The sequence below is a fragment of the Legionella cincinnatiensis genome (assembly GCF_900452415.1).
Taxonomy (GTDB): domain Bacteria; phylum Pseudomonadota; class Gammaproteobacteria; order Legionellales; family Legionellaceae; genus Legionella; species Legionella cincinnatiensis.
On the sequence record NZ_UGNX01000001.1, the window covers coordinates 134,675 to 161,094 of the forward strand.

The following is a 26,420-nucleotide window of genomic DNA, read 5'->3' on the forward strand; positions in this document are numbered from 1 at the left end:
TATTTTCTCTATTGCGCCGATTTTATAAGTACCTTAAGATGAAAAAATTCTTCAATCATGAAATGGACTTGAACTATGTTAAAAAAATTTTTAGAAATAAGTGTGTTAACTGCTAGTCTTTGTTCCTTAGGCTATGCAGATACTCCACCTACTTCTTCAACTGACTCGCTCCCTTCAAGTTATATGCCAGTGGATATTCATGAGAGTTTTCAAAGCATTTTGCAGCGTATGAGCGGTGCAAAACAGGGTGTGGATGATCGCCAGCAAGAACTCTTAAAGCAGCGCTATGATTTAAGTAATAATCCTTCTCAAACCGTAAAGATGTCTAATGGAAAACCCGTGCAAGAAGGGGTACGGGTAAAACTGCCTGAAAATGTTACCTGGGAGCAGTTAGCCAAAATGAGTCCTGATGAAATTAAGGCTAAAGGCTTTTTCCCTCAGGGATTCTTACCGTTGCCTCATCCCAATCATCCGGAAGGCGGCATGTTATTTCCCAAATTTGTTATTGATGAAATTAAAAAACAGGAAGATAGAGATTTAACTCGTTTTGATTTGGATTTTGACATTCCCGATCATTTTTTACCTCCTTATCCTGCACCTATTTATTTAACCACCAGGCCGGATCTGGGTGATGTCTCCAAAGGCAAAGTGGTGACTATCGAAAATTATTATGAGTTATTTAATGGTTTATTAAATCCCAAACAATTAGAAGGGTTACGGTTATTAGTTACTCCTTTTATGCAGCAACAATTTAACCAAACTGAAGACAGGCGTACAGTGAAGCCTAGTCGTGGTGTTGCCTGTTTCGATTGTCATGCTAATGGCCATACTAACAAAGCAACCCATTTGGTGGGCGATATCAGACCTCAGGAGTTTCGTCATCGCATCAATACACCAACGTTACGTGGCGTCAACATCCAGCGCTTATTTGGTTCGCAACGTGCTTTGAAGACGGTGGAAGATTTTACCGAGTTTGAACAAAGAGCGGCTTACTTTGATGGTGATCCTGTTATTGCAACCAAGAAAGGCGTCAATATTCTTGAACGTGGCAGCCAAGTTCATTTCATGGCGGAATTCCAAGAAATCTTAGATTTTCCTCCTGCTCCTAAATTGAATTGGGAAGGGAAACTGGATCCTGCTAAAGCAACTCCAGCAGAGTTACGAGGTCAAGAGCTCTTTTTTGGTAAGGCAAAATGCTCCAGTTGCCATACTCCACCCTATTATACTGACAACACCATGCATAATTTACAAACAGAGAAATTTTATCAACCACAAACAATTAATGGTATGAGAGCTGTGGGTGATGGGCCTATAAAGACATTTCCTTTACGAGGAATTAAAGACTCTCCTCCCTATTTGCATGATGGGCGCTTGTTAACATTAGCGGATACTGTAGAGTTTTTTAATTTGGTTTTACAGCTACAATTAACAAAAGACGAAAAAACGGATTTAGTTACGTTTATGGAAGCGCTTTAACAGTCACTGTATAATAGCGCTTCATAGGATTTCAGAGGCAAATGAGTCCGAGCTTTGCACTGTCTCTTGATCACATCCCTGACTATGCCCCGCGGCGTCCAGTGTTTTAACGCAGTGTTTCTGGATTCCGCGGAAAGATAATGTTGCATAGAAAAAATTTGAGCCTTGGCACCAACACGAAGTAATGAATTAAAGCACGCAAAATAGAAAACAAAGGTAACAGAAAAAACTAGGGGGAAGAAGTATGAAAAAATGGGGACTTGCTGCAATAGTATATGTTCTGGTACATCATGTTGCCTTTGCACAACAAAATTGGAATCAATGGGTTGCTGGAGTTAGAGCGGAAGCGTTACAACAAGGGATTTCGCCAGAAACCTTTGATGAAGCATTTGCAAACATCCATGAGCCCAGTCATCAAATTAAAGGACTTTTGCATTCGCAACCTGAACACCGATTAACGTTTATTAAATATCGTAATACGCGAGTGGATAGTTATAGAATCGCTATTGGTCGTAAAGAATACAAACGTAATCAAGCAGTTTTGGATGCGGTGGCTAAGCAGTATGGGGTTAATCCCTGTTTTATTGTCTCTTTTTGGGGTATGGAAACAAGTTATGGCACTTATATGGGGAATTTTCCTGTAATTAAGGCATTAGCTACTCTGGCTTATGACTCTAATCGCAAGGATTTTTTCCGTAAAGAATTATTTATTGCCTTACGAATTCTTAATGAAGGTCATGTGGATTTGGCTGATTTTAAGGGTGAGTGGGCTGGTGCTTCAGGGCAGCCGCAGTTTTTACCCTCAAGCTGGGTAAAATATGCTGTTGATTATGATGGCGATGGGCGCAAAGATATATGGAGGAGTAAACCTGATGTTTTTGCTTCAATTGCAAATTACATGAAACAAAATGGTTGGCAAACTGGGGAGCCTTGGGCTATTCAAGTTAAGTTACCTCCCAAATTTAACATGGCGATGGCAGGTAAAACAATTGTAAAACCTGTAAGTGAATGGAGTGCTGCAGGGGTACGCACAGAAGATGGTAAGCCTTTACCCTACCAAAATTTGCAAGCAAGTATTGTGCAACCATTGGGTGGTCCTACTTTTTTAGCTTTTCCCAACTATAAGATGATTTTGCACTATAATAACTCTATCTATTATGCCGGAGCCGTAGGGTATTTAGCAGATAAAATTTGTCAAGGACAACAAAGAAGGTAATCCACTATGGACAATTATCTTGATAAGACAGCCAGTTTAACTCCTTTAGCGAAACGAGTAATTTGTGAAAAGGCTACAGAATATCCTCATACTGGAGCCTATAATGTTCTGGTGACTCAGGGGACTTATTTATGTAGGCGTTGTGGTTTAGCCTTATTTCGCGGATCAAGTCAGTTCAGCTCGGGATGTGGTTGGCCAAGTTTTGATGATAATGTTGTTCATGCAGTAAAACAGATTCCCGATAGTGATGGTAGGCGTATGGAAATACTTTGCGCACGATGTGATGCTCATTTAGGTCATGTTTTTACCGGGGAATATTTCACCCAAAAGAATTTACGCCATTGTGTTAATTCAGCTTCTATTGATTTTGTTGCCGATAATCAGGTTTTAGACACTGAGGAAGCTATTTTAGCAGGTGGATGTTTTTGGGGAGTTGATCATTTTTTAAAACAGATTCCTGGGGTACTCAGAGTGGAGGTAGGTTATACCGGCGGTGTTACTTTGGACCCCAGTTATGAACAAATATGTCAAGGTAATACCGGGCATTATGAGGCTGTGCGGGTTATTTTTGATAGAGATAAAACAGATTATCATCATGTTTTAAAACGATTTTTCGAAATTCACGATCCGACGCAAAAATCAGGGCAAGGCCCCGACATCGGGCAGCAATATCAAAGTGCCATTTTTTATTACAACCAAGAGCAGCTAGATGAAGCAGAGCTATTAATCCAAATATTGCAAAAAAAAGGATATGAAGTTGCTACGCGTCTTTTCCCCGTACAAACATTTTGGCCCGCAGAAGAGTATCATCAAGATTATTATGCGAAACATCGTAAAGCGCCTTATTGTCATCAACCAGTAAACCGATTTGATTAGTTTTTTTGGGTGTGTCAGGGGATGAAAAATGGAATTTACTTTTCGAGTTGCTACAAAAAAAGATAAAGAAAAGATTGCTTTCTTAGTAGAGAAATTAGCGGAATATGAACGGAAAAAACTTGAAGCAATGAGTTTAACTCTAGATAAAATTGAAGCTCATGGCTTTGGCAAAAATAAATATTTTTATATCTTATTAGCTGAATATAAGAAGGAGCCCGCAGGTTATGCCTTATATTTTTTTTCCTATTCTGCTGCAGAAGGCGCACCTGTTCTTTATGTGGAAGATTTATTTGTTCAGGAAAAATATCAAAATCATGGTTTGGGTACTTCTTTATTGTCTTATCTTGCTCGCCTAGCGCTTGAGAAACAATGTTGTCGCATGGAAGGGCATGCATTTACCTGGAATAAAAAATCCATTCAATTTTATGAGTTCTTAGGCGCACATCCACGCACAGATCTATTGCAATTTCGTTTGACAGATGATTCTTTAGAGCGATTAGCGGCTGGAAAGCTAGAGTAATCGGCATGCACAGCACTTAGTCGCTATTTGTTTTTATTGAAAACAAAAAAGGGATAAACTATGATTAAATTATCAACACAATTTTTATTGTAAGAAATTTGGCATGCCCTCATTTATGACATGCAGGGATGTTATGATATGGAGAAATCAAAGTACTCCCCAAGGATACTTGGCTATTGAGAGTGGTGTGGTTTAATGTGCAAACATGGGGCCAAAAGCAAATGAATTAGCAAGTGGGTATAGCGTTATTCCAATGACCTACTGTGACGTAAACAATATTTGGAGAGTGCTATGGCAAAAACAGAGCAAGAAGTACAAGAAGAGCTACAGAAAAAGAAGCAACAGCAACAACAGCAAGATCCACCGCTCACAGTCCCCAAAAAATCAGGGGCTCCGGAGCAGGAGATGAGCAATCTCGTTGTTGAAGAGCAAGAGAAAGAAGAAAAAAAGAAACAAAGTGTTCTGATACAGAGCGCGGATATGGAAAGGCTTTTAAAAGACTATAAAAGGTTTTGTGAAAAACAAAAGCCTCCGATAGAGTTCAATGAAGACAAGCTAAAACCTGATGGAGAGGGCAAAGTAAATTTTGATTTCAAAACTCCTGAACAGATGACTGATTTCTTTAAACAGCAAGCTGCAGATGGACACCGTTTTGTAATGATTGATGCAGAAACGAATAAAGTTCTCGCTTATTCAAATGGAGACGGAAAGCTTTATAGACCAGGACTTGGAAAGGATAAAGAGCCTGAAGAGATTACTGGTAAGTCTTTGCTGCCTACTAAAGAGCAAATGAAAGATCTTCCTGATCATAAAGGTTTTGAAATGCCTGAGCCGACGAGCTCTAAATTAGAGAATAAATAGTTTTGCAGGAAAAGTTCATTCAGCTTGAGATGGAACAAAAAGTAGGGCATAGGAGAAAATTACAATGGTTCTTCTTTTTTATACTGCTCATCAGCTTCTTGGGCTTTCCGCTGGTTTTCCTGGAATTGAATTTCTTTAAGTTGCTGTTGCCATAAGGCAACAGCCTGTGCTTTGAATTGATTTATTTTTCTGAGCAATAATCCCAAATGAGTCGCGAGCATAGGCAGTTTTTTAGGACCAAATACAATTAAAGCAACAATCAATATCACTAAAATTTCGCCACTCATAAGGATTTGTCATCCTCTTTTGGTGTTTGGGGTTGTTCTTCATTTAATGCTTTACGAAAATTTCGAATAGCTTCACCAAGATCGGCACCTATGGTTTTTAATTTAGAAGTGCCAAAAAGAATAATAATAATTACTAAGATTAATAATAAAGAAAGAGGGCTGATACCACTTAGTCCCATTTTTAATTCCTCATGCTGCGGTTAAGAAGAACAAACAATCCTGTGATGGCAGCTCCTATAAAAGCCAAAGGAGCTAACTGTTTGTGCTGAATAAAATCCCAATAATCCAGCAGGCCCATGAGAAGGAACGAAATACTTGCACCAGTGGCAATACTTTTCCAGTGTACTGTAGCTTTTTCATCTTCTCGTTTTGTATGGGTTAAAGATTTCTGATCGGTGATTAACTCTTCTCTTTTTAATTCAAGAAAATCAAAGATTAATTTGGGCATATTGGGCAATTGTTCTGCAAAAAAGGGGAGATTTTGTTTTAATTGGGTGAAAAAGGCTTTAGGCCCTATTTGTTCTTTTACCCATTTTTCAAGGAAAGGTTTTGCGGTAGTCCATAAATCAAGCTCGGGATAAAGTTGACGCCCTAGACCTTCTATAGCCAATAATGTTTTTTGCAATAAAACCAGCTGAGGCTGTACTTCCATATGAAAACGCCGTGCCACTTGAAAAAGGCGCAAGACAACTTGTGCAAATGAAATGTCTTTTAAAGGTCTTTCAAAAATAGGTTCGCATACCGTACGAATGCCGCTTTCAAACTCATCAACTCGTGTATCGCGGGCAACCCAACCTGATTCCACGTGCAATTGGGCAACACGACGATAATCGCGATTGAAAAATGCCAAAAGATTTTCCGCTAAATAACGTTTGTCATTGTCATTTAATGTTCCCATAATGCCAAAATCAATACAAATATATTGAGGATCTTTAGGATTTTTATAAGAAACAAAAATATTTCCAGGATGCATGTCTGCATGAAAGAAACAATCACGAAAGACTTGCGTGAAAAAAATCTCTACCCCTCGTTCAGCCAGTTTTTTTATATCTATGCCGTGGGCTTGCAAGCTGCTTATATCAGATACAGGTATCCCATGAATTCGCTCAAGGACCATTACGTTAGAGCGTGAATAATCCCAGTATATTTCTGGGATATACAGAATAGGGGAATGATCGAAGTTGCGCCTTAGTTGCGCTGCATTAGCTGCCTCTCTTAATAAATCAAGCTCATCAAGCAAGGTATGTTCAAATTCAGCGACAATTTCTTTAGGCTTCAGACGTCTAATTTCAGGCCAATATCGATCTGCCCATCTTGCGATGGTGTGCATAATGCTTAAGTCATTCTCAATAATACGCCGCATATTGGGTCTTAGGACTTTGACGATGACCTCTTCCCCTGTTTTCAATTGTGCAGCATGTACTTGCGCCATTGAGGCGGATGCTAAAGGTATGGGATCAAATTCAGCAAAAATCTCATAAGGTGATAAACCATAAGCTTTTTCAATAATTGCCATTGCTTTTGCACTGGGAAAGGGAGGAACTTTATCTTGTAATTTACTGAGTTCAATGGCGATATCTAGAGGTAAAATATCAGGACGAGTGGAAAGTGCCTGGCCAAATTTAATAAAAATAGGTCCGAGTGCTTCCAATGAAATCCGTAGTGCTTCTCCATGGGTTAAATGCTCTTTACGGAACCAGTTCCAAGGATTTAAATAAACCATGAAACGAAGCGGCGCAAATAATCTTAATGACACGACTACATTATCGAGTCCGTTTTTTGCCAGAATATAATTAATATGGATAAGACGAATGAGTTTTTTAATGGATTTCATAGTGACTTATTAGTTGATTGACATGGGCTTGTAAGCGTTCTACACTTAAGGACAGTTCATCAATCTCTGCAAAAAAATCTTCCAGCTCGTATTTTGAGGGTACGATACGTAACTCTTCTTGTAAATACTCAGTCATATTTTGGCGTATGGATTCATCAAATTGCTTTTTGAATTTAAGTCCTTTGCGAAACAAAGAGCCAATTTGATGCGCCACCACGTCACCTGTAAAATGAGCAAGGTGACCTTCCCAATCAATATCCATTTCATCAAATAATTTTTTAATATGTTGCCCTAGCTCTGTATCTCCTGTGATGCGGATTTTATCATTAAATAAAGATCGGGCTTTAGATGCGGGCAATAAACTAAGACGGATTAAACCTAGGGGGCTACTGTGAATGACGGTATCTGCTTCTTTCTCATAATGATCAAGTAAGATAATTTCTCCCTTTTGAAACAAAATGAAAAAATTAACATTTAATGGGCTAATCACCATTTCAAGACACTTGTTGTCAAGTGCTTGCAGCTTAGCAGGCATACCCTCATCTAGCTGGGCTGCTTTGTTTATGGCTTTTTGAAGGGCTTTTAAAGAATATTTTTTTAGCATAATCAACTCAATATTTATAGGCAATGTGCAAGGCAACTATGCCGCCGCTTAGATTGTCATAATGACAGTCTTCAAATCCTGCATGCTCAATCATTTTTTTGAGCTCCATTTGATTTGGATGCATGCGTATGGATTCAGCAAGATATTGGTAACTGGCTTCATCTTGCGCAAAAAACTTTCCTATTTTAGGTAAAATATGAAACGAATACCAGTCATAAATAGGTTTTAAGCCGGGGAGTGTGGGGGTGGAGAACTCAAGAATCATTACTTTCCCTCCGGGCTTACAGACACGGTATATCGAACGCAGCGCTTCTTCTTTATCGGTCACATTTCTTAAGCCAAAGCCCATGGTAATGCAATGAAAACTATTGTCAGCAAAAGGCAAACATTGGGCGTTACCTTGTACATAGTCAATGTTTTTATATAATCCTTCATCTAAGAGACGATCACGACCTACATTGAGCATGGCTGAATTAATATCTGTAAGAATAACACGCCCTGTGTCGCCAACTTTTTTACATAATAACCGTGTTAAATCCCCACTCCCACCAGCCAAATCTAAAACAAATTGTCCGAGGCGAAGCCGGCTAAGTTCGATGGTGTAGCGTTTCCATAAATGATGGATGCCCAAAGACATTAAGTCATTCATTAAATCATAGTTTTTTGCTACAGAATGAAAAACTTCCGCCACCTTTTTTTCTTTTTCATCCCAAGCGACAGTAGTGTATCCGAAGTGGGTATTTTTTTCGTGATCAGCCATAAAAATACGGATTTGCCATTAAAAACTTCATATTAACTTATTTTAGGAAAGATACCCAGTCTTACATCCTCTATTCGGAATGTAACCCAAGTTGATAAAGACTATCATAGTTAAAAATAAGGATAAAATTAAAAATAATTATTGCAAAACAATAATAAATTATTATAATTCGTGGTTAATATTATTGTTAAGGGGTTTTCCATGAATAAAATAAAAAATACCAGTCATTTGCTTTATTTGTTCTTTCGAGCACTTTGTTGGCTTATTCCCTTAACGACAGCGCTTTTGATTTTAGTTAAATTCGATTGGATGTGTCATTTAGGAGGTTGGTCTACGGTGATCTCTCCTGAACGCATTTATGATCCGGAACATTTTTCTTTAGCTCATCGTTGTATTTTATTAGCGATTGAAGGATTACCTCTTACCATTACTATTTTGATTTGTTATAAGCTCGCTAAATTATTTAAACTTTTCGAACAAGGGTATTTATTTGAAGAGGACAATATCAAATTAATTAAACAGGTAAGTATTTACATGATATTAGGGGAGCTGGTTCAGCTTATTTATCAACCTCTAATTACGGCTGCTCTTACTTTTAATAATCCTGCGGGTGAACGGTTTGCAAGTATTACTTTGAAATCAGCAAACTTATCTACTCTAATTACCGCATTTATCATTTTAGTTGCCTCCTGGATTATTCAAGAAGCGCATCAATTAAAGTCAGAAACACAATTAACAATTTAAGGAATAGAGCTGTGTCAATTATTGTTAATTTAGATGTAATGATGGCAAAACGTAAATGCAGGCTTAAAGAGTTGTCTGAGGCAATAGGGATTACTGAAGCAAATTTATCTATTTTGAAAAATGGTAAAGCCAAAGCGATACGTTTTGTTACCTTGGAGGCTATTTGTGCTTACCTCAATTGTCAACCTGGAGATATTCTTGAATATCAAATGGAGCAGCAAGATGAATAACTCAGGTAATCAGCAGTGTTGCTGCACCCAGAAATAGTTTATAGATTTGCTAATATGCGCAGATAGAGAGCTTCGTCGGGTGGCAAATTATTTTTTTGTGAAAGCCAAAGAAATTCGGCAAGTTGCTCCATCATTAAATGCTCTACAGTTAGAGGATCATGATGTTTTTGGATTAAATTATTGTAAATGGTATTTATTCCTACAGGGCGATCAGTGGCTACTTGTTCTCTAATAGCAAGATGAAGCCCCATATGTAAAAATGGATTGGTTTCTCCCTGTTCAGGAAAATAGGATTGTTGTTGGAATTTATTCTGATCTCCAAGAATCTTATGGTATTCAGGATGGGCGAGAATGACTTGAACAATTGCATTTTCTAATGGAGATAAGAGTTCTTTTTGCTGAAATTTGTTCCAGCTGGAAAAAAACATTTGTCGTGTTTCTTGGATGGTATCGCCATACAACATGTATTGCTCAAAATTTATAAAAACATAAGTTTAGCTGAAGCGTGCTAGAACGACAATAGACCTTTTGGGAAACTTCATTTCTTAAAATACACGTTCTTGAGTTGACATGGATCATGGGTTATGAGATATTTCGCCTTGCGAGGTTGGACTTGCTATGTGTCATTCCACTGGGTCAATTGGCGACACACTGATTGGCCCTTTCTATCCTAAGTCGATTTTTCGAGCACTCTTGAAATTAAATGGATACTGTCCGTTCCTAACTTAACTCCTATAAAAGCCATGAGTAGGCCGCTAATGAGTTCAATTCCTTTCCATACATTTGCTTTGGTTAAAGTGTCCGAAAAATATCGTGCGGTAAATGTTAATGAGCTGAACCAAAGAAAGCTTGATGTAAGTACTCCTAGTAGAAAAATATGTTCTTTATTAGGGTAGCCGCTACTGCCCCCACCTATAATAACCAAAGAGTCGATAATTGCATGTGGATTAAGTATACTAAAGCCTAGGGCTAAAAGTATTATTTGAGCTCTAGTGCGAGGTTGGGCTGTACTTTCTGAGGTTTTCTCAGTTTTTGCAAAAGCATTGGTGAGTGCTTTTGCAGAATAAAAAAGCAAAAAGGCAGAGCCCAGTAACAGCATCCAGATTTGCAAAACAGGACGAATTATGAGTAACTCATGAAGACCTGCTATACTGCCACAAATTAAGATGAGATCACAAATAAAACAAATAATGGCGGAGAGGATTGCATGATTTTTAAGCGCTCCTTGTTTGATTAAAAAAACATTTTGTGGTCCTAACGCGATGATTAAGGATAAGCCTAAAAGTAAGCCATCAAGATAAACAAACATAATAACGATATAAAAAAAATCAAAGATAGTTATTATAACATTGCAACTTATGTATTGTGGAGTATAAAATGCGTCGGTTATTCTGTCTCCATAAGATATGCGTACAAAATAAGAATAAATAGGAGGGGGCGTGGGCTCTTTGTTACTAAGAAAGCTAATTGTCATTGCAACGGTGACTGTGCTTGGCATGACAGGTCAATTATTACAAGCGGAAAATGCACCTGTTCAAGAGAAGTTGTCAGTTATTGATGGATACTATCCTGCTTATCCACCTACCGCTCCAGCTACAGGTGAGCAACAAGCTTTAATTCAGAAAGGTGAATATTTAGCAAAAATGGGGGATTGTATTTCCTGCCATACTAATGTTAAAGGAGGTACGCCGGCTTATGCAGGAGGATTACCTATAGCGACACCTTTTGGAACATTCTATAGCCCCAATATTACTCCAGATAAAGAAACCGGTATTGGTAATTGGACCGAACAGGATTTTATTCGCGCATTAAGAGAGGGACGCGATCCTCAAGGTAGAAACTATTTTCCAGTATTCCCTTATATTTATTTTTCTAAGATATCCGATGAAGACGCACGTGCCTTGTATGCTTATTTTATGAGTTTGCCACCGGTTCATCTGGAGAATAAATCATTGCCTTTCCCATTCAATGTTCCTGGCGCTCGTTTTACGCTTTGGGGATGGAATATATTATTTTTCTTCCCTCAAGAGGGCGTTTACCAATATCAAAACGATAAATCTCCAGAATGGAACCGTGGAAAATATATAGTAGATGGTTTAGGCCACTGTAGCATGTGTCATACCCCATTAAACGTATTTGGTTCTCCGAAGACCAGATATTATTTAACAGGTGGTTTTATTGATGGTTATTGGGCACCTAATATCACTAAATATGGGTTGGAATCAGCAACTCACCAAGAAGTTGTTGATGTGTTCAAATTTGATAAACTGATTAACAATGCGGGTCCTGTAGCTGGTCCTATGGCTGAAGTGAATCATAACAGCATGATGTATGTAACAGATGCTGATAAAATGGCTGTTGCAACTTATCTTAAAACGGTCGTTAGTGAAGAGCCTTTGGGGCTTCCTGCTTCAGAAAATCCACCTTCTCTTTCTCGTGGAAAGGAAGTTTATTTCACTGCTTGTGTCATTTGCCATCAAGAAGGGGCGATGACTGCTCCATTAATGGGAAATGCTCCGGGTTGGTATGAGCGATTAAAAACAAGTGGCTTAAATGGACTTTATCGCCATGCTATCCATGGTTTTAACTTCATGCCAGTGAAAGGCGCTTGTGTCACTTGCTCCGATAACGACATTATTTCTGCTGTGGATTACATATTAGATAAGTCATTAACTCGTACCCAATTATTAAACCTCAAATCTGGCGGTGCGAAAAAATATCCTACTAATGGTGAGACTATTTACAATGAAAATTGTGCTGTTTGTCACAATGAAGGAAAAGAAGGTGCACCTAAGATAGGGGATAAAAAAGCGTGGCAACCTTTAATTGCAGAAAATATGGATGTTCTCATTGAAAATACTGTTAATGGAAAAAAACATTTGAAAAACGGTGGCTGTAAACACTGTACCACTGATGAAGTAATCGAAGCAATTAAGTATATGGTTAGTAAATCTAAAACTGAAGGAAACTACTCTTTGTGGTAAATTGAACTTTGAGCTAAGGCCTGAAAAAACTCAGGTTTTGCTCAAGAAAAAGGGCGTATGCGTTATGTTCAAATTAAGGTATTACTTATGGCCTTTTCTTGAATAGAGATATTGATTGAATTGAAAAGCCAATTATCTGAATATAAGGCATGGGAACTTTTTCATGTCTTTTATTCAAACTTCAATGATAAGACGAGGAATGGGGATGTTAAACAGGTTAAAAATCTGTAAATTAATAATAATGCTAGGTGTCTGGTTGGGGAGCCAGCCAATATTTGCTACTGCAAATCATTGGCAGCTGAATATGTATGAAGGAGTTACTCCTATCAGTAAGGATGCTTACTACCTGCATATGGTCTGTATGGCTGTATGTGCTGTAATCGGCGTTGTTGTATTTGGGGTAATGATTTACTCTATGATTCATCATAGAAAATCTAAAGGATATAAAGCAGCCTCATTCCATGATAATCCTAGGTTAGAAATTTTCTGGTCTATTATTCCTTTTTTAATTTTGGTTGGACTCGCAATACCCGCGACTCGTGTTTTAATGCGTATGGATGATACGAGACAGTCAGAAATTACTGTAAAAATAGTGGGGTATCAATGGAAATGGCAGTATGAATATCTGGATCAAGGTATTAGCTATTTTAGTATTTTATCTACTCCATTCAATCAAATTGAAAATACTCAAAAAAAGAATGAATGGTACTTATTAGAAGTCGATAAGCCATTAGTATTACCTGTAAATAAGAAGGTTCGTTTTCTGGTTACCTCAAATGATGTAGTTCATTCTTGGTGGGTTCCTGAATTAGGTATAAAACGTGATGCAATTCCTGGTTTTATGTATGAAGCTTGGGCGACTATTGAAAAACCAGGCACCTATAGAGGGCAATGTGCTGAGCTGTGTGGAGTTAACCATGGATTTATGCCTATCGTTGTCGAAGCGGTAAGTCAAGATGATTTTGATAAATGGGTTGCTGCACAAACAAAATCTGAGGATAAATACGCTCAAGCAGAGGCGAGCGAAGCCACACAAAAAACAATGAGCCGTGACGAGTTACTGACGTTCGGGAAAGAAAAATATGACCAAATTTGTTCCCCATGTCATAGACCAGATGGTCTAGGTATTCCTCCGCTGTATCCGGCACTTAGAGGAAGTTCTGTCGCTACAGGCCATCCTATTTCACGTCATATCGATGTAATACTTCATGGTATTCCTGGTTCTGCAATGCAACCTTATAAAGATCAACTGACTGATGAGGAAATTGCTGCTATTGCCACTTATGAGCGTAATGCTTGGGAGAACAACACGAATGATTTAATTCAACCCGCGGATGTTGCAGCACAACGAAAGAATGCTAATCAACAACCAACCATGGTTAATAAAGTTCAAGCTGGAGGTTTGCAATGAGTAGTTATACATTAGCGCATGATGAAAAACATGATGATCATGGACCTGAGCAAGGTAAAGGTGTTTTAGGGTTTATAAAACGCTGGTTGTTTACTACGAACCACAAAGATATTGGTACACTTTATTTGTGGCTAGCAATGATTAGCTTCTTTTTAGCGGGTGGAATGGCTTTGGTGATTCGTGCAGAATTATTTCAGCCTGGCCATCGTTTAGTTGATCCTAACTTTTTTAACCAAATGACGACACTGCATGGATTAATCATGTTATTCGGTGTGGTCATGCCCGCTTTTACTGGAATAGCAAACTGGCAAATTCCAATGATGATTGGTGCTCCAGATATGGCCTTGCCGCGGTTAAATAATTGGAGTTTTTGGATTCTACCCTTTGCTTTTACTTTATTGCTTTCAACAACATTTCATGCGGGTGGTGGCCCTAATTTTGGTTGGACTATGTATGCACCTTTATCAACTACATATGCCCCTCCTAGCACAGACTTTATGATTTTCTCAATTCATATGATGGGCCTTTCATCCATTATGGGTTCCATTAACATCATTGCAACTATCTTAAACTTACGTGCGCCAGGTATGACCTTAATGAGAATGCCCATGTTTGTTTGGACTTGGTTAGTTACTGCTTTTTTATTGATTGCAATCATGCCTGTGTTGGCAGGGGCAGTTACGATGATGTTAGCCGACCGACATTTTGGAACAAGCTTTTTTAGCGCTGCTGGTGGTGGTGATCCAATACTCTTTCAACACGTATTTTGGTTTTTTGGACATCCTGAGGTTTATGTTTTAGTAATGCCTGCTTTTGGTGTTATTTCAGAAGTAATTCCTACCTTTAGTCGTAAGCCCTTATTTGGTTACTATTTTATGGTGTATGCAGTGGTGAGCATTGCTATATTGTCATTTATTGTATGGGCACACCATATGTTTACAACGGGTATACCTTTAGGTGCAGAATTGTTCTTTATGTATACTACGATGCTAATTGCAGTACCCACTGGGATTAAAGTATTTAACTGGGTGAGTACGATGTTCAAAGGGTCTATGACCTTCGAGACGCCAATGTTGTTTGCATTAGCTTTTGTATTTTTGTTTACAATTGGGGGTTTTACAGGTTTGATGTTAGCCTTGGTTCCAGCAGACTTCCAATACCAAGACAGCTATTTTGTGGTGGCTCATTTCCACTATGTTCTAGTTCCTGGAGTAATCTTTGCCCTCTTTTCAGCCACATATTACTGGCTGCCTAAATGGACTGGGCATATGTATAACGAGTGTTTGGGTAAATGGCACTTTTGGTTATCAGCAATTTCAGTAAACATCGCTTTCTTTCCTATGCATTTTTTAGGATTAGCGGGCATGCCAAGAAGAATTCCCGATTATGCGTTGCAGTTTACTAATTTTAATATGATCTCTTCAATTGGCGCTTTCATCTTTGGTTTTACCCAATTACTCTTTTTATATAATGTAATTGCTACGGTCAGGAAGAAAGGAACTAACAAGGATATTGCTGCTGCGCGATCATGGGAAGGTGCTTTTGGGCTAGAATGGACTTTACCTTCACCGCCTCCATATCATACATTTTCAACTCCCCCTAAGTTAGATTTATAGGTGTATTTATATGAGTGAAAGTAAAGGGCATAATAAGTTAGTTTTTTTATTAGCCTTACTTGTTGTGGGAATGTTTGCTTTTGGTTTTGCCTTAGTCCCTATTTACAATAGTATCTGTAAAAGCCTTGGAATTAATGGTAAAACAAACCCAGAGGCAGTCGCGTATGACGCCACTAAGGTAAAGGTTGCTAAAGACAGAATAGTCACTGTTGAGTTTGTTGCAACAAATAATAGTGGAGTGCCATGGGCATTCTATCCTAAAACTCGAAAGATACAGGTTCACCCTGGTGAAATTGCAAAGTTGGCTTTTTATGCGGAAAATAAAACCGATCATTCAATGTCAGTACAGGCAATACCCAGTGTCACTCCAGGGATTGCTGCTAAGTACTTGAAAAAAACGGAGTGTTTTTGTTTTACCCGGCAAACGTTAGATGCGCATGAGGCAATGAACATGCCTTTATTGTTTCATTTAGATGCAGACTTACCCGAAAAAATAAATACGGTTACGTTATCCTATACTTTATTTGATGTAACTGATAAATGATTATTGATACAGGAGATTAAATTACAATGGGAGCACATGGTACTTATTACATCCCTAAACCAAGCCATTGGCCTTTAGTTGCTTCGTGCGGATTAACAACCACTCTTGTAGGCGCTGGATCTTGGCTTCATGATGATTGGTATGGCCCTTATATATTCACCATTGGTCTTGGAATCATGGTTTTCATGCTTTTTGGCTGGTTTGGCCAGGTCATTTATGAAAACTCAAAGGGTGTGTATGACGAACAAGTGGATCGCTCGTTTCGTTGGGGAATGTGTTGGTTTATTTTTTCTGAGGTTTGTTTTTTCGGTGCCTTTTTCGGTGCATTGTTCTACTCGAGACTTTGGTCTGTGCCCCTTTTAGGTGGTGAAGTACATCCTATTACTCACTTTACGCTGTGGCCTAATTTTAATTCAACGTGGCCTATATTAAATAATCCGGATAATCATGTTTTTGCTGGAGCTCATGAATCAATGGGGGCCTGGGGGCTAGCAGCGATAAATACATTAATTTTATTAACCTCTGGTGTTACAGTAACCTGGGCTCACTGGGCATTAAAATTAAAGAAACAAAAGCAATTGCTGATTGGGATGGCTTTAACAATTTCATTAGGTATCTTGTTCTTGGCGCTTCAAAGTTATGAGTATCATGAAGCTTACACGGAGATGAATTTAACTTTATCTGCCGGTATTTATGGCACCACTTTTTTTATGTTAACCGGTTTTCATGGCATACACGTAACATTGGGAACTATAATGCTGATCGTTATTTTTTTCCGATGTAAATATGGCCATTTTACTCCAGAACGACATTTTGCTTTTGAAGGGGTTGCATGGTATTGGCACTTTGTAGACGTAGTTTGGTTATTCTTATTTGTTTTTGTGTATTGGTTATAAAAGACAATCTATAAATCATTATTTCTCGTGGCAAGTCCTTGCTTCTTCATCCTGCGGTTTACCGCAGGATTCCTGACTCTTCTACATAATGGACTGAAAAACCATATTTGGCACATCTTGAACAAAATAGTTCTTACTAAGAGACAACTGGATTCAGAGATCTAGGCCGAAGGTGTATGGATTTTGGGACAAGCAGTGGAACTTAGGGAAATTCTTTGGTGATAATTTATTGAGCAGTTACAAATATTTTTTCAACCTATTGATAAATCGAAATATTTTTTTTAATCTAAGGTAATGGTTTCTATCGCTTGCCTCATTATAAAGTGATTGTAGTGAGACCCTTCCGTAGTTTTTCTTAAATGGAATTTTCATATAGCGTCATCTACTAAGTTCTAGACAAGACGTAAGTAAAGTGGAGGTGAAGAAGTGTACAAGAGTACATGACTGAGCCGAGCGAGCTTGCAACGATGTAGAGAACTTAGTGTGGGGTTATATTTATTTTATAGGATGAGTCATGAATATAAGGAAATTATTCTTATTGAATACCTTTTGGGTATTGCTTTCTATAGGTTCTCATCTATTTGCTGCAGAAAATGAAGAATGTGGGAAGCTTTTAGATCAAATCATTTTAAAATTTAATACAGTAAGTAGTTTAACTAACCCCGATCTAGGTATGGCCTTCTGGAATGAGTTTTCAAAAAAGAATGGACTTCCAGTTCAATCGGTTAAACCTCTGCCAAGTGGTGCTTATCTTGTTATGATTGACTCTAAAAAAATTGAGCAATTAGCACAAATAAAAAATGCATCCAAAGAGGATTATTTCAATCATGCTATTGCTCAATTATTAAAACAAACGGATATAAAGTATGCGGATCGAAATGCAACAGTTTGTGTGATTAAGTCCCCTGTACACACTAAGGCGCCGTTACTATTAGAGCCCAATCAATTAATTTCTCATTCATCGCAATGGAATGAATTTAATGGTCCAGGAGGGGTCTTTCTAGAATCATCACCAGGCGCATTCAACGGTGCTTGGACAACGACATTAGGTTATGCAAACCCACCTATTGTCTTATCCAACTTAGAGTCCATTAATTATAATCCTGATTTGGCACCTAATGTATTAACGGGATGGAGTTTTACTGACAATAGTACCGATGTTTCAGATTCAACGGATAATCACGGAACACATGTCGCAGGAATTATTGCAGCTGCCGGATCGAGTCAGATTAATACAGGCAGTGATATTGCTGGAATGGGCCCCTTTCTGAAAATTCTACCTATTGAACCAAATTATAATTATGCTGACATAGAAACTGCTATTTATTGGGCAATGGGAAGAGACATTCCTGGTGTTCCACATAACAATTATCCCACAAAAGTTATAAATGCCAGCTTTTATGTTAAAGGATCGACACAATGTCCAGTCTCATTGCAGGAAACCATTGATCAATTTAATAAGAGCAATGGGGTTATTATAGTTGCAGCGGGAAATAATAATAAGTCTATAGTAGATGATATGGATGCTATCCTTTCTTGCAAAAATATAATTATTGTCGCGGCTACCCAAATCAATGGTTATAGAGCCGATTATTCGAATTATGGTCCTTTGGTGACATTAGCGGCACCAGGAGGAGAAATACCAGGATCGGATTCTTGTTACCCAGGTGGCATTTTATCAACAGTTGCTGCAAATACGGGTTGTCAAAACAGTGGATTTGCATTTATGGATGGTACAAGTTTTGCTGCTCCTCATGTTGCAGGAATTGCAGGCTTAATTTATGCATTGAATCCGTATATTAACGCTCAAGAAGTGAAAAGTATTTTATTAGAAAGTGTGATGCCCTTTGGAAATACTGCTGATCCCGAACGTTCTTGCAAAGGAGTTAAATCTTGTGGTATTGGAATTGTTAATGCAAATAAAGCGGTGCAGCTTGCTGCTTCAGGTCGAACTGTTATCGCCGCACCCTCACCCACTGATTTAAGATTACAAACTTCATTCGATCCTTTTAATCGATGCCCACCTAATAAGTATGTTTTAAAGGCTCAGTCTATTGCATCACCCATTAGCAGTAAATGGGTTATTAATGATACAACAATTGCGTGTCAAGTGCTTAATGTGTATGAAAATCCAACACTGCAAGTGAACGGACAACAACTCCAAGTGATGTATGGAAAAACTGTATTAACACTGCAAACACCTGGATTAACGTGTCAAGTTAATAATTCACATGGATTCATATGTTAATCATATTTAATAAGGAATAAGATGAAAATCAAATATATTATATCTGTATTAATTTTGTTAATAGGGGGGATTAATTCTGCATTTGCCTTCCAACTGTTGCCTATTTATGTAAAATTAGGCCCAGATTACTTTTGGAGTCAAAGCAGTAATTATTCATTTACACGAATTCATCCTATCCCGGGAACCTTAGAGCCTTCTATTAATTCTGGTTCTCTCAATAGCGGAAACTGGGCTGGAAATTTCGCAGTTGGATTTACACGACAAGTATCGTCTTCCTGGCAATTAAGCCCCGAGGTTTCTTATTTTCAACTAGGGAATTATTCAAAAACCTTTGATCCATTTATGATCGGCCCTTATGAAGGTACTGATATTACTAATACGCTCCATACAAAGATGGAGGGTAATGTTGTCGCAGGTATTCTCAATATTGAATATTTAATAAATAAAAAATACTCAGTCTATGCGGCACCTGGATTAGGCGCTGCCAATATTAGAACTAAGAATTCATTAAATTATCAATCCAATGAGGATGATACTTATTTATTAATGAAATCTAATAAAAATCGAAGTAATTTTAGCCCCCAAGTATCTGCAGGAATAAGGTATGCAGCACTATCAAATATTTTTATAGACTTAGGAGTAGATTATATTTGGTTAGGAAAAATTCCATTTGGTACGTTTTCAAGGGACGAGGATGATTATACTGAAACAAAAGTTTTTGCGAAAAATGCTTACCTGCTTGGACCAAAACTTAATTTTATTTTTTATTTTGGTTAAAGAGTCAGCTTAATCAGGAGCAGGATCTTAGCAAAACTAAATAGATGGTACTAATCAGGATAGATGATGAATATAAGGAATTATTTTATACTTAGTACTTTTTGGGTACTTTCTTCTATAGGCTCTCACGTATTTGCAGCAGAAAAGCCATGTGGGAAATTTTTAGATCAAATTATTTTAAAGTTTAATACGGTAAACAGCGTAAACAAACCTGATTTAGGGATTCGCTTTTGGGATACTTTTTCAAAAGAAAGTGGACTGCCTATCCAGTCAATCAAACCTATGCCAAGCGGTGCTTATCTTCTTGTGATTGACTCTGAAAAACTTAAAAAGTTATCAACAACAAAAAGTTTATCCGAAAATGCTTATTTCAATCAGGCGATTGCTCAATTATTAAAGCGATCTGATGTTAAATATGCTGATCGAGATTTTACATTTTGTCCTATCAGACCTTCTGACATTCATAAAAAATCATCGCTACAAACGTCAAATCTAGTATTGATTTCTCATGCTTCTCAATGGGATGAATTTAATGGTCCCGGAGGGGTCTTTTTAGAATCATCGCCGGGTGCATTAGACGGTGCTTGGGCAATAACATTAGGTCATGCTAATCCTCCTGTTGTGTTAACCAATTTTGAGGCGATTAATTCAAATGCGGATTTAAATCCTAATTTATTATCACCTGGATGGAGTTTTGTCAAAAATAATACTGATACCTCAAATCCAAGCGAGGATCATGGAACCCATACTGCCGGGACTATAGCTGCAACAGGTTCTGTTTCAGGTGTTGCAGGCATGGGGCCTTTTCTCAAAATATTACCAATAGAAATAAAAGTAACTAATTCCGGCATGGTAAATGGTATCTATTGGGCAATGGGTAGAGATGTTTATGGTGTCCCACACAATAACTATCCAGCCAAAGTTATTAGCATTAGCTTACGTACATTGGAGCCTGGAAACTGTCCAGAATCTCTCCAAGAGGCTATCAATAGTTTCTCAGATAATAATGGTATTATTATTGCTGCGGCTGCCAATGATAATATACCTGTTAATGATATTCCTCAAATTTGTCAGAATGTTATCGTGGTTGCAGCGACACAAATCGATGGCTATAGAGCCGAATATTCAAATTATGGACCTCGCGTTACCTTAGCAGCTCCAGGAGGAGAACAATCCAATGGTGATGCATGTGAAGCTGGAGGAATTTTATCTACAGTTTCAACGAATACTGGATGTCAAAATAGCGGTTTTTCATTTTATCAAGGCACTAGTATGGCAACCCCTCATGTTGCAGGAATTGCAGGCTTAATTTATGCATTGAACCCTAATATTAGTTCTCTGGAAGTCAAAAACATTCTCTTAGAAAGTGTGATGCCATTTGGTGGTACTTCAGATCCTGAGCGCTCTTGTAAAGGAACCAAATCGTGCGGTATTGGGATTGTTAATGCAAATAATGCCGTACAACTTGCAATATCAGGTCGCACTATTATAGCTGCGCCTTCCCCTACAGATTTAGCATTACAATCCTCCTATGATCCTTTTAATCGATGTCCTCCCAATAAATATGTGCCCACAGTACAATCTATTGCATCCCCTATTGTCAGTAAATGGATTATTAATAAGCCAACAAGAGGATGTCAAATACTCGATGTATATGAGAATCCAACATTGCAAGTGAATGGACAACAACTTAAAGTGACGTATGGCAAAACCGTATTAACACTGCATACCCCTGGATTAACGTGTCAAGTCAATAATTCACATGGATTTATATGTTAATTCTTTGACTGAGAAACAAGATGGGGAGCAAGTAAGTTGTATTTGCCTTAATAATCTTGCTCTGAATCTTCTACACATCTCTAAACAAGCAATCTAGTTCTGTTCGGTGGCTTGTCCGCGAAATCCAGGATTCAGCGCTTAAGCGCTGAATCCTACTTTCGGGCATAAGTGTTCACTTAAGTAAAAATTGACTATATTTTTTTGCAGGCCACTCTATTGAAACGCAATTTAAAAGAGGATTCAGTCACTATTTAAGGCTGTTCAGCCTGAGGAGGGGCAAAATGCCCCGTCTCGAAGGCCCTGGTATAAGGCTTAGCGATAGCGCTATGCACTTCCTCAGCCCGAACGATCCAAAATAGAGAATCGATGAAAATCATTTTTCGCCTAAGTGCAGTATTGAACGTGTCACTCTCGAGGCTTTTGAAGGAATGCTGCAAGATAATCTTGGGGCAGCAGTTAATACATTCCTTTAATTAACTGCTCAATAATAGTTTGCAAACTATGTTGATTGTCATAGTGAATAACTAAAGATCCTTTGCCAGCTTTTCCTGGTTTCAGCTTAATTGCTGCTTGCAAATGTCTTGATAGATTTTTTAGTTGGTCATGATATAAAAGAGAAGGGTTTACCTCTTTGGAGTGGTGATTATCAAGATCATTTTTACCTGCTTTAATACGTTCAACTAATTTTTCTGTTTCACGAACAGACAAATTTTTAGCGACAATAAGTTGAGCGACTTGATTTTGTTGCTCTTCCTCCAAGATCAATAATGCGCGCGCATGCCCCATATCAATATCGCCATGCTCTAAAAGTTTTTTTACAGGATTGGATAGGGCCAGTAAGCGTATATAATTACTCACTGCGGTTCTGGATTTGCATAAAAGCTCAGCAACTTGCTGATGGGTTAATGAGAATTCATTAATCAAGCGTTGCATAGCACGTGCTTGATCCATAGCATTTAAATCTTCGCGCTGCAAATTCTCAACCAAAGCCATTGCCATTGCAGTTTCATCATCTACCTGTTTTAAGATTACAGGAATTTCAGTAAGGCCTGCCATTTGGCTTGCTCGCCAGCGACGCTCACCCGCAATAATTTCATAACGACCATCACTTAATTCGCGAACTAATAAGGGTTGCAGTAAACCTTGTTTTTTGATGGATTGGGCAAGTTCTTGTAAGGGGGTTTCTTCCATTTCACCGCGAGGCTGATATTTTCCGGGTTGTAAACAATCTACTGCAAGCATGAGACGTTCAGTTTGTGGTTTTTCATTCAAAAGAACATTACTGGATTGGCTTAGTAAAGCGGATAAATTACGTCCTAAACTACTACGTTTTACTGTCATAAATTACCCCTTATCCTGCAACAGTTTGTTTATTAATAAGCTCAGAGGCAAGTACCATATAGGCTGCTGCGCCAGGTGATGTTTTATCATAATGCAATGCAGGTAGCCCATGGCTTGGCGCTTCAGCTAAGCGGACATTACGAGGCACTACAGTTCTATAAACCTTAGTGGGAAAATGTTCCATTAATTGTTTTGATACTTCAGAACATAAGCGATTACGCGTATCGTACATAGTTCGGAGCACTCCCTCAAGCTGTAAGCGTGGATTTACCGATGCTTTAACTTGTTCAATGGTTGAAAGCAGGGCAGCCAAACCTTCTAAGGCATAATATTCGCATTGCATGGGAATAAGGACTGAATCTGCAGCAACAAAAGCATTAATAGTTAAAGTATTTAATGCTGGTGGGCAATCAATTAGAATGAAATCATAATTACTTTGAATAGGCTGCAATGCTTTGTACAAAAAAGTTTCACGATGATTTTGCTCCATGAGGCTTACTTCAGCAACAGTTAAATCACCATTTCCAGGTATTAAGTCATAACCGCCACTTGTGGTAAGACATGCTTGATCTGCCAGACAATCATGCAGTAACACATCGTTGGTTGTATGTACTAGTTGATTTTTATCAACACCGCTCCCCATCGTTGTGTTTCCCTGGGGATCTAAATCAATTAATAATACTTGTTGTCGATTTGCTGCCAAAGAAGCAGCTAAATTAATGGCGGTAGTAGTTTTGCCTACACCGCCTTTTTGATTGGCAATGGCTATGACTTTTGCCATGATTTATTCCTTAGTTGTGTTTTCAATAATGACGCAACAGCGTTCACCGTCAACACCTGCAACAGAATATGATTTTACTGCGCAGTTTTGTTTTATGTCATTCAATTCTATATCGGGGAAGCGCCCTTTCATTGCCAACCAGAGTCCCTCATCAGCAATTAGGTGGTGCGTCCACTGAATCATCTGTCCAAGACTACTAAACGCTCGGCTTAATACTGTATCAAAACCTGGTGTCGGGTGGTAGTTTTCGACTCTATTTTGTACTATCTCAACATTTTTTAAGTTGAGTTGCCGCTTTACTTCATTTAAAAAGCGCGTTTTTTTCCCATTAGAGTCGAGTAATACAAAGTTTATTTCTGGCTGAGCTAACGCAAGCGGAATCCCAGGTAAGCCTGCACCAGTACCTACGTCGATAATTCGATTGCCTTTAAGCCAAGGCAAAATCGCTAAGCTATCAAGTATATGTTTACCAACCATAGTTTCAATATCACGAATTGCAGTGAGATTATAAGTTGAATTCCACTTGTCCAATAAGAATAAGTAACCTGATAATGAAGCACTTATGGCTTTTAAATCAAATGACTGTAACCCCTGTTCAAGCAGTAGTTTAATCTGTGTTTCATCCTTCATGCGTCAATTCGCTGTTTTTTTAAGTGAACCAAAAGCAAAGAGAGTGCTGCTGGAGTCACTCCAGAGATACGTGCTGCTTGTGCTAAAGTAGTGGGTCTAATTTTTGTGAGTTTCTGGATAACTTCATTGGACAATCCGGTTACTTCACTATAATTTAACCATTCAGGCAATATCGTATTTTCCTGTTTACGCATTTTTTCTATATCTTGTTGTTGCCTTTCAATATAACCCGCGTATTTGTTTTGAATCTCTATTTGTTCACTGACTTCATATGCTAATTCAGGCAGATTCAAATCATGGAGCTTTAATAAATGGTGGTAATTAATTTCTGGGCGCTTCAGAAATTCTACAGCCCTGGTGTCATGCTGCATCGGATTAACTAGAACATCAGAAAGTATTTCATTATGGCTCACCCGAACCCAAGTATTGTGTAATAATGACTGAGTGGATTCTATTGCTTCGCGTTTCGTAGCAAAATGATGCCAACGAGTTTCTCCTACTACACCTAATTCCCTTCCTTTTGCAGTCAAACGCAAATCGGCATTATCTTCTCGTAAAAGTAAGCGATATTCAGCTCGGGATGTAAACATTCTATAGGGCTCTTGAGTACCGCGTGTAATTAAATCATCAATCAGTACGCCTATATAAGCTTCATCACGTCGAGGACACCAGAGTTCTTTTTCTTGCACATATAATGCAGCATTCATGCCTGCGATAATTCCTTGGGCTGCTGCTTCTTCATAACCTGTTGTACCATTAATTTGACCAGCAAAAAATAAATTTGGAATCGGTTTCGTTTGTAAAAATGAAGTAAGTCCTCGTGGATCAAAGTAATCATATTCAATGGCATAGCCTGGGCGCGTGATATGCGCATTTTCAAACCCTTTAATTGTCCGAACAAACTGGACTTGCACTTCAAAGGGAAGGCTTGTGGAAATACCATTCGGATAGATTTCTTCAGTAGTTAACCCTTCAGGCTCCACAAAAATTTGGTGGGATGGCTTGTCTGCAAAACGAACAATTTTGTCTTCAATAGAGGGACAATATCGTGGCCCAACTCCTTCAATAACTCCTGCATACATGGGCGATGTATGGAGATTGTTACGAATAATCTCGTGAGTGGCTTCAGTAGTATGAGTGATATGACAAGGAATCTGTTGCGGATGATCACTAACATGGCTCAAATAAGAAAAGACAGGAATGGGAGTATCCCCGGGTTGTACAATCATTTGACTGTAATCTAAGGAGCGACGATCAATTCGTGGCGGTGTTCCTGTTTTTAAACGACCAACGGGCAAATCAAGATCACGCAGGCTTTTTGCTAATGCGACAGAAGGGGGATCTCCTGCACGTCCTCCGGCATATTGATTCATGCCTACATGAATTTTTCCTCCTAAAAAAGTACCCACAGTCAACACGACAGCACGAGCTCGTAAAGTAAATCCCATTTGGGTAATAACTCCGACTACTCGTTCTCCTTCAATCAATAAATCATCAACTGCCTGTTGAAAAAGGGTCAAATTTTCTTGAGTTTGTAATTGTTCTCTAATGGCTTGTCTATACAGTACTCTATCGGCTTGCGCACGTGTGGCACGTACAGCCGGCCCTTTAGAGGCGTTGAGTATGCGAAATTGAATTCCTGCTTTATCTGCGGCTTTGGCCATCGCACCATCTAAAGCATCGATTTCTTTTACTAAATGGCCTTTACCAATGCCACCTATTGCTGGATTACACGACATTTGACCGAGTAAATCCATGTTATGAGTCAGTAATAAAGTTTGCATCCCCATGCGTGCTGCAGCAAGAGCGGCTTCTGTGCCTGCATGTCCACCACCGACTATAATGACGTCATATAATTTTTCAAGATTCATTTCTGATCAATATTTGTGTAACAAAAAAAGGAATTATACACTTTTTTGCCAATTGTCCCAATATCTAGAAAGCTCCTTCTTAATAAATTTGGTTACTTCCCACCTCATCCCATGCTGCACTCAGCATGATATGG

The 26,420-nt window shown here is 38.5% G+C and carries 26 protein-coding genes; 15 read left to right on the forward strand and 11 right to left on the reverse strand.

Annotation, left to right across the window (positions count from 1 at the left end):
- The first annotated feature begins 75 nt into the window (after positions 1–75).
- The 5 genes from DYH34_RS00610 to DYH34_RS00630 all read left to right on the forward strand — a co-directional run bounded on the left by DYH34_RS00610 (position 76) and on the right by DYH34_RS00630 (position 4,949).
- Complete coding sequence (locus DYH34_RS00610; protein ID WP_058464132.1) at positions 76–1,476, forward strand: hypothetical protein; 1,401 nt, start codon at positions 76–78, stop codon at positions 1,474–1,476.
- Positions 1,477–1,720: 244 nt separating this feature from the next.
- Entirely contained in the window at positions 1,721–2,692 is a 972-nt protein-coding gene (locus DYH34_RS00615; RefSeq protein ID WP_058464131.1) for a lytic murein transglycosylase, read from the forward strand.
- A gap of 6 nt (positions 2,693–2,698) precedes the next feature.
- Complete coding sequence (locus DYH34_RS00620) at positions 2,699–3,568, forward strand: bifunctional methionine sulfoxide reductase B/A protein (protein ID WP_058464130.1); 870 nt, start codon at positions 2,699–2,701, stop codon at positions 3,566–3,568.
- Between the two features lie 28 nt (positions 3,569–3,596).
- Positions 3,597–4,088 carry a GNAT family N-acetyltransferase gene (locus tag DYH34_RS00625; protein WP_058464129.1) on the forward strand — a complete coding sequence of 164 codons (492 nt, stop codon included), beginning with the start codon at positions 3,597–3,599 and terminating at the stop codon, positions 4,086–4,088.
- A gap of 291 nt (positions 4,089–4,379) precedes the next feature.
- Complete coding sequence (locus DYH34_RS00630) at positions 4,380–4,949, forward strand: hypothetical protein (RefSeq protein ID WP_058464128.1); 570 nt, start codon at positions 4,380–4,382, stop codon at positions 4,947–4,949.
- Positions 4,950–5,008: 59 nt separating this feature from the next.
- Here DYH34_RS00630 and DYH34_RS00635 read toward each other — a convergent pair whose 3' ends face one another.
- The 5 genes from DYH34_RS00635 to ubiE are packed head-to-tail and all read right to left on the reverse strand — an operon-like array spanning position 5,009 to position 8,434.
- Positions 5,009–5,236, reverse strand: a complete 228-nt coding sequence (locus tag DYH34_RS00635) for a Sec-independent protein translocase subunit TatA/TatB (protein ID WP_058464127.1) — start codon at positions 5,234–5,236, stop codon at positions 5,009–5,011.
- The gene (tatA, locus tag DYH34_RS00640; RefSeq protein WP_058464126.1) at positions 5,233–5,415 is read right to left on the reverse strand and encodes a twin-arginine translocase TatA/TatE family subunit; all 183 of its coding nucleotides are present in this window, start codon (positions 5,413–5,415) and stop codon (positions 5,233–5,235) included. Before tatA ends, DYH34_RS00635 begins: the two co-directional genes overlap by 4 nt.
- A gap of 2 nt (positions 5,416–5,417) precedes the next feature.
- Entirely contained in the window at positions 5,418–7,070 is a 1,653-nt protein-coding gene (gene ubiB, locus DYH34_RS00645) for a ubiquinone biosynthesis regulatory protein kinase UbiB (protein ID WP_058464125.1), read from the reverse strand.
- The gene (locus DYH34_RS00650) at positions 7,057–7,674 is read right to left on the reverse strand and encodes a ubiquinone biosynthesis accessory factor UbiJ (RefSeq protein WP_058464124.1); all 618 of its coding nucleotides are present in this window, start codon (positions 7,672–7,674) and stop codon (positions 7,057–7,059) included. The genes ubiB and DYH34_RS00650 overlap by 14 nt, the downstream gene beginning before the upstream one ends.
- Before the next feature lie 7 nt (positions 7,675–7,681).
- Entirely contained in the window at positions 7,682–8,434 is a 753-nt protein-coding gene (gene ubiE, locus DYH34_RS00655; RefSeq protein WP_058464123.1) for a bifunctional demethylmenaquinone methyltransferase/2-methoxy-6-polyprenyl-1,4-benzoquinol methylase UbiE, read from the reverse strand.
- A 201-nt stretch (positions 8,435–8,635) separates the two neighbouring features.
- On the opposite strand from ubiE, the gene DYH34_RS00660 reads away from it, so the two are divergent.
- Both DYH34_RS00660 and DYH34_RS00665 read left to right on the forward strand, forming a co-directional pair.
- Positions 8,636–9,178, forward strand: coding sequence for a DUF2975 domain-containing protein (locus tag DYH34_RS00660; RefSeq protein ID WP_058464122.1), 543 nt, complete (start codon positions 8,636–8,638; stop codon positions 9,176–9,178).
- A gap of 11 nt (positions 9,179–9,189) precedes the next feature.
- Entirely contained in the window at positions 9,190–9,408 is a 219-nt protein-coding gene (locus DYH34_RS00665) for a helix-turn-helix domain-containing protein (RefSeq protein ID WP_058464121.1), read from the forward strand.
- A 38-nt stretch (positions 9,409–9,446) separates the two neighbouring features.
- Here the strand turns inward: DYH34_RS00665 and DYH34_RS00670 are convergent, their stop codons facing one another.
- A complete protein-coding gene (locus DYH34_RS00670) occupies positions 9,447–9,872 on the reverse strand; it encodes a DUF1841 family protein (protein WP_058464120.1) in 426 nt (141 codons plus the stop codon).
- A 206-nt stretch (positions 9,873–10,078) separates the two neighbouring features.
- The gene (locus tag DYH34_RS00675; RefSeq protein ID WP_058464119.1) at positions 10,079–10,717 is read right to left on the reverse strand and encodes a LysE/ArgO family amino acid transporter; all 639 of its coding nucleotides are present in this window, start codon (positions 10,715–10,717) and stop codon (positions 10,079–10,081) included.
- A 130-nt stretch (positions 10,718–10,847) separates the two neighbouring features.
- Here DYH34_RS00675 and DYH34_RS00680 point away from each other — a divergent pair, with 130 nt between their 5' ends.
- The 8 genes from DYH34_RS00680 (at position 10,848) to DYH34_RS00715 (ending at position 21,663) form a co-directional block, all read left to right on the forward strand.
- Entirely contained in the window at positions 10,848–12,392 is a 1,545-nt protein-coding gene (locus DYH34_RS00680; RefSeq protein ID WP_058464118.1) for a c-type cytochrome, read from the forward strand.
- 205 nt (positions 12,393–12,597) lie between these two features.
- Positions 12,598–13,803, forward strand: a complete 1,206-nt coding sequence (gene coxB / locus DYH34_RS00685; protein WP_058464117.1) for a cytochrome c oxidase subunit II — start codon at positions 12,598–12,600, stop codon at positions 13,801–13,803.
- Entirely contained in the window at positions 13,800–15,419 is a 1,620-nt protein-coding gene (gene ctaD, locus DYH34_RS00690; RefSeq protein ID WP_058464116.1) for a cytochrome c oxidase subunit I, read from the forward strand. Before coxB ends, ctaD begins: the two co-directional genes overlap by 4 nt.
- Before the next feature lie 10 nt (positions 15,420–15,429).
- Positions 15,430–15,963: a cytochrome c oxidase assembly protein gene (locus DYH34_RS00695; protein WP_058464115.1), complete on the forward strand. Its 534-nt coding sequence runs from the start codon at positions 15,430–15,432 to the stop codon at positions 15,961–15,963.
- A gap of 26 nt (positions 15,964–15,989) precedes the next feature.
- Complete coding sequence (locus DYH34_RS00700) at positions 15,990–16,859, forward strand: cytochrome c oxidase subunit 3 (protein WP_058464114.1); 870 nt, start codon at positions 15,990–15,992, stop codon at positions 16,857–16,859.
- Between the two features lie 514 nt (positions 16,860–17,373).
- On the forward strand, positions 17,374–19,107 hold the full coding sequence (locus tag DYH34_RS00705; protein WP_058464113.1) for a S8 family peptidase: 1,734 nt from the start codon (positions 17,374–17,376) through the stop codon (positions 19,105–19,107).
- Between the two features lie 21 nt (positions 19,108–19,128).
- The gene (locus DYH34_RS00710; protein WP_058464112.1) at positions 19,129–19,884 is read left to right on the forward strand and encodes an outer membrane protein; all 756 of its coding nucleotides are present in this window, start codon (positions 19,129–19,131) and stop codon (positions 19,882–19,884) included.
- Positions 19,885–19,950: 66 nt separating this feature from the next.
- Positions 19,951–21,663 (forward strand): S8 family serine peptidase, encoded by a 1,713-nt coding sequence (locus DYH34_RS00715; RefSeq protein ID WP_058464111.1) that lies wholly within the window; start codon positions 19,951–19,953, stop codon positions 21,661–21,663.
- A gap of 456 nt (positions 21,664–22,119) precedes the next feature.
- Here DYH34_RS00715 and DYH34_RS00720 read toward each other — a convergent pair whose 3' ends face one another.
- The 4 genes from DYH34_RS00720 to mnmG are packed head-to-tail and all read right to left on the reverse strand — an operon-like array spanning position 22,120 to position 26,286.
- Positions 22,120–23,004 (reverse strand): ParB/RepB/Spo0J family partition protein, encoded by an 885-nt coding sequence (locus DYH34_RS00720; RefSeq protein WP_058464110.1) that lies wholly within the window; start codon positions 23,002–23,004, stop codon positions 22,120–22,122.
- Between the two features lie 10 nt (positions 23,005–23,014).
- Positions 23,015–23,785 carry a ParA family protein gene (locus tag DYH34_RS00725; protein WP_058464109.1) on the reverse strand — a complete coding sequence of 257 codons (771 nt, stop codon included), beginning with the start codon at positions 23,783–23,785 and terminating at the stop codon, positions 23,015–23,017.
- 3 nt (positions 23,786–23,788) lie between these two features.
- A complete protein-coding gene (gene rsmG / locus DYH34_RS00730; RefSeq protein WP_058464108.1) occupies positions 23,789–24,415 on the reverse strand; it encodes a 16S rRNA (guanine(527)-N(7))-methyltransferase RsmG in 627 nt (208 codons plus the stop codon).
- Complete coding sequence (gene mnmG, locus DYH34_RS00735) at positions 24,412–26,286, reverse strand: tRNA uridine-5-carboxymethylaminomethyl(34) synthesis enzyme MnmG (RefSeq protein WP_058464107.1); 1,875 nt, start codon at positions 26,284–26,286, stop codon at positions 24,412–24,414. The genes rsmG and mnmG overlap by 4 nt, the downstream gene beginning before the upstream one ends.
- Between the last annotated feature and the right edge of the window lie 134 nt (positions 26,287–26,420).

Coding starts and splice junctions, on each gene's coding strand:
- DYH34_RS00650 (WP_058464124.1), bottom strand. CDS start 7,674: ATGCTAAAAAAATATTCTTTAAAAGCCCTTCAAAAAGCCATAAACAAA.
- DYH34_RS00725 (WP_058464109.1), bottom strand. CDS start 23,785: ATGGCAAAAGTCATAGCCATTGCCAATCAAAAAGGCGGTGTAGGCAAA.
- DYH34_RS00660 (WP_058464122.1), top strand. CDS start 8,636: ATGAATAAAATAAAAAATACCAGTCATTTGCTTTATTTGTTCTTTCGA.
- DYH34_RS00675 (WP_058464119.1), bottom strand. CDS start 10,717: ATGTTTGTTTATCTTGATGGCTTACTTTTAGGCTTATCCTTAATCATC.
- DYH34_RS00615 (WP_058464131.1), top strand. CDS start 1,721: ATGAAAAAATGGGGACTTGCTGCAATAGTATATGTTCTGGTACATCAT.
- DYH34_RS00695 (WP_058464115.1), top strand. CDS start 15,430: ATGAGTGAAAGTAAAGGGCATAATAAGTTAGTTTTTTTATTAGCCTTA.
- ubiE (WP_058464123.1), bottom strand. CDS start 8,434: ATGGCTGATCACGAAAAAAATACCCACTTCGGATACACTACTGTCGCT.
- DYH34_RS00700 (WP_058464114.1), top strand. CDS start 15,990: ATGGGAGCACATGGTACTTATTACATCCCTAAACCAAGCCATTGGCCT.
- DYH34_RS00625 (WP_058464129.1), top strand. CDS start 3,597: ATGGAATTTACTTTTCGAGTTGCTACAAAAAAAGATAAAGAAAAGATT.
- DYH34_RS00630 (WP_058464128.1), top strand. CDS start 4,380: ATGGCAAAAACAGAGCAAGAAGTACAAGAAGAGCTACAGAAAAAGAAG.
- ubiB (WP_058464125.1), bottom strand. CDS start 7,070: ATGAAATCCATTAAAAAACTCATTCGTCTTATCCATATTAATTATATT.
- DYH34_RS00710 (WP_058464112.1), top strand. CDS start 19,129: ATGAAAATCAAATATATTATATCTGTATTAATTTTGTTAATAGGGGGG.
- DYH34_RS00610 (WP_058464132.1), top strand. CDS start 76: ATGTTAAAAAAATTTTTAGAAATAAGTGTGTTAACTGCTAGTCTTTGT.
- DYH34_RS00720 (WP_058464110.1), bottom strand. CDS start 23,004: ATGACAGTAAAACGTAGTAGTTTAGGACGTAATTTATCCGCTTTACTA.
- DYH34_RS00670 (WP_058464120.1), bottom strand. CDS start 9,872: ATGTTGTATGGCGATACCATCCAAGAAACACGACAAATGTTTTTTTCC.
- tatA (WP_058464126.1), bottom strand. CDS start 5,415: ATGGGACTAAGTGGTATCAGCCCTCTTTCTTTATTATTAATCTTAGTA.
- DYH34_RS00715 (WP_058464111.1), top strand. CDS start 19,951: ATGAATATAAGGAATTATTTTATACTTAGTACTTTTTGGGTACTTTCT.
- DYH34_RS00620 (WP_058464130.1), top strand. CDS start 2,699: ATGGACAATTATCTTGATAAGACAGCCAGTTTAACTCCTTTAGCGAAA.
- DYH34_RS00635 (WP_058464127.1), bottom strand. CDS start 5,236: ATGAGTGGCGAAATTTTAGTGATATTGATTGTTGCTTTAATTGTATTT.
- mnmG (WP_058464107.1), bottom strand. CDS start 26,286: ATGAATCTTGAAAAATTATATGACGTCATTATAGTCGGTGGTGGACAT.
- ctaD (WP_058464116.1), top strand. CDS start 13,800: ATGAGTAGTTATACATTAGCGCATGATGAAAAACATGATGATCATGGA.
- rsmG (WP_058464108.1), bottom strand. CDS start 24,415: ATGAAGGATGAAACACAGATTAAACTACTGCTTGAACAGGGGTTACAG.
- coxB (WP_058464117.1), top strand. CDS start 12,598: ATGTTAAACAGGTTAAAAATCTGTAAATTAATAATAATGCTAGGTGTC.
- DYH34_RS00705 (WP_058464113.1), top strand. CDS start 17,374: ATGAATATAAGGAAATTATTCTTATTGAATACCTTTTGGGTATTGCTT.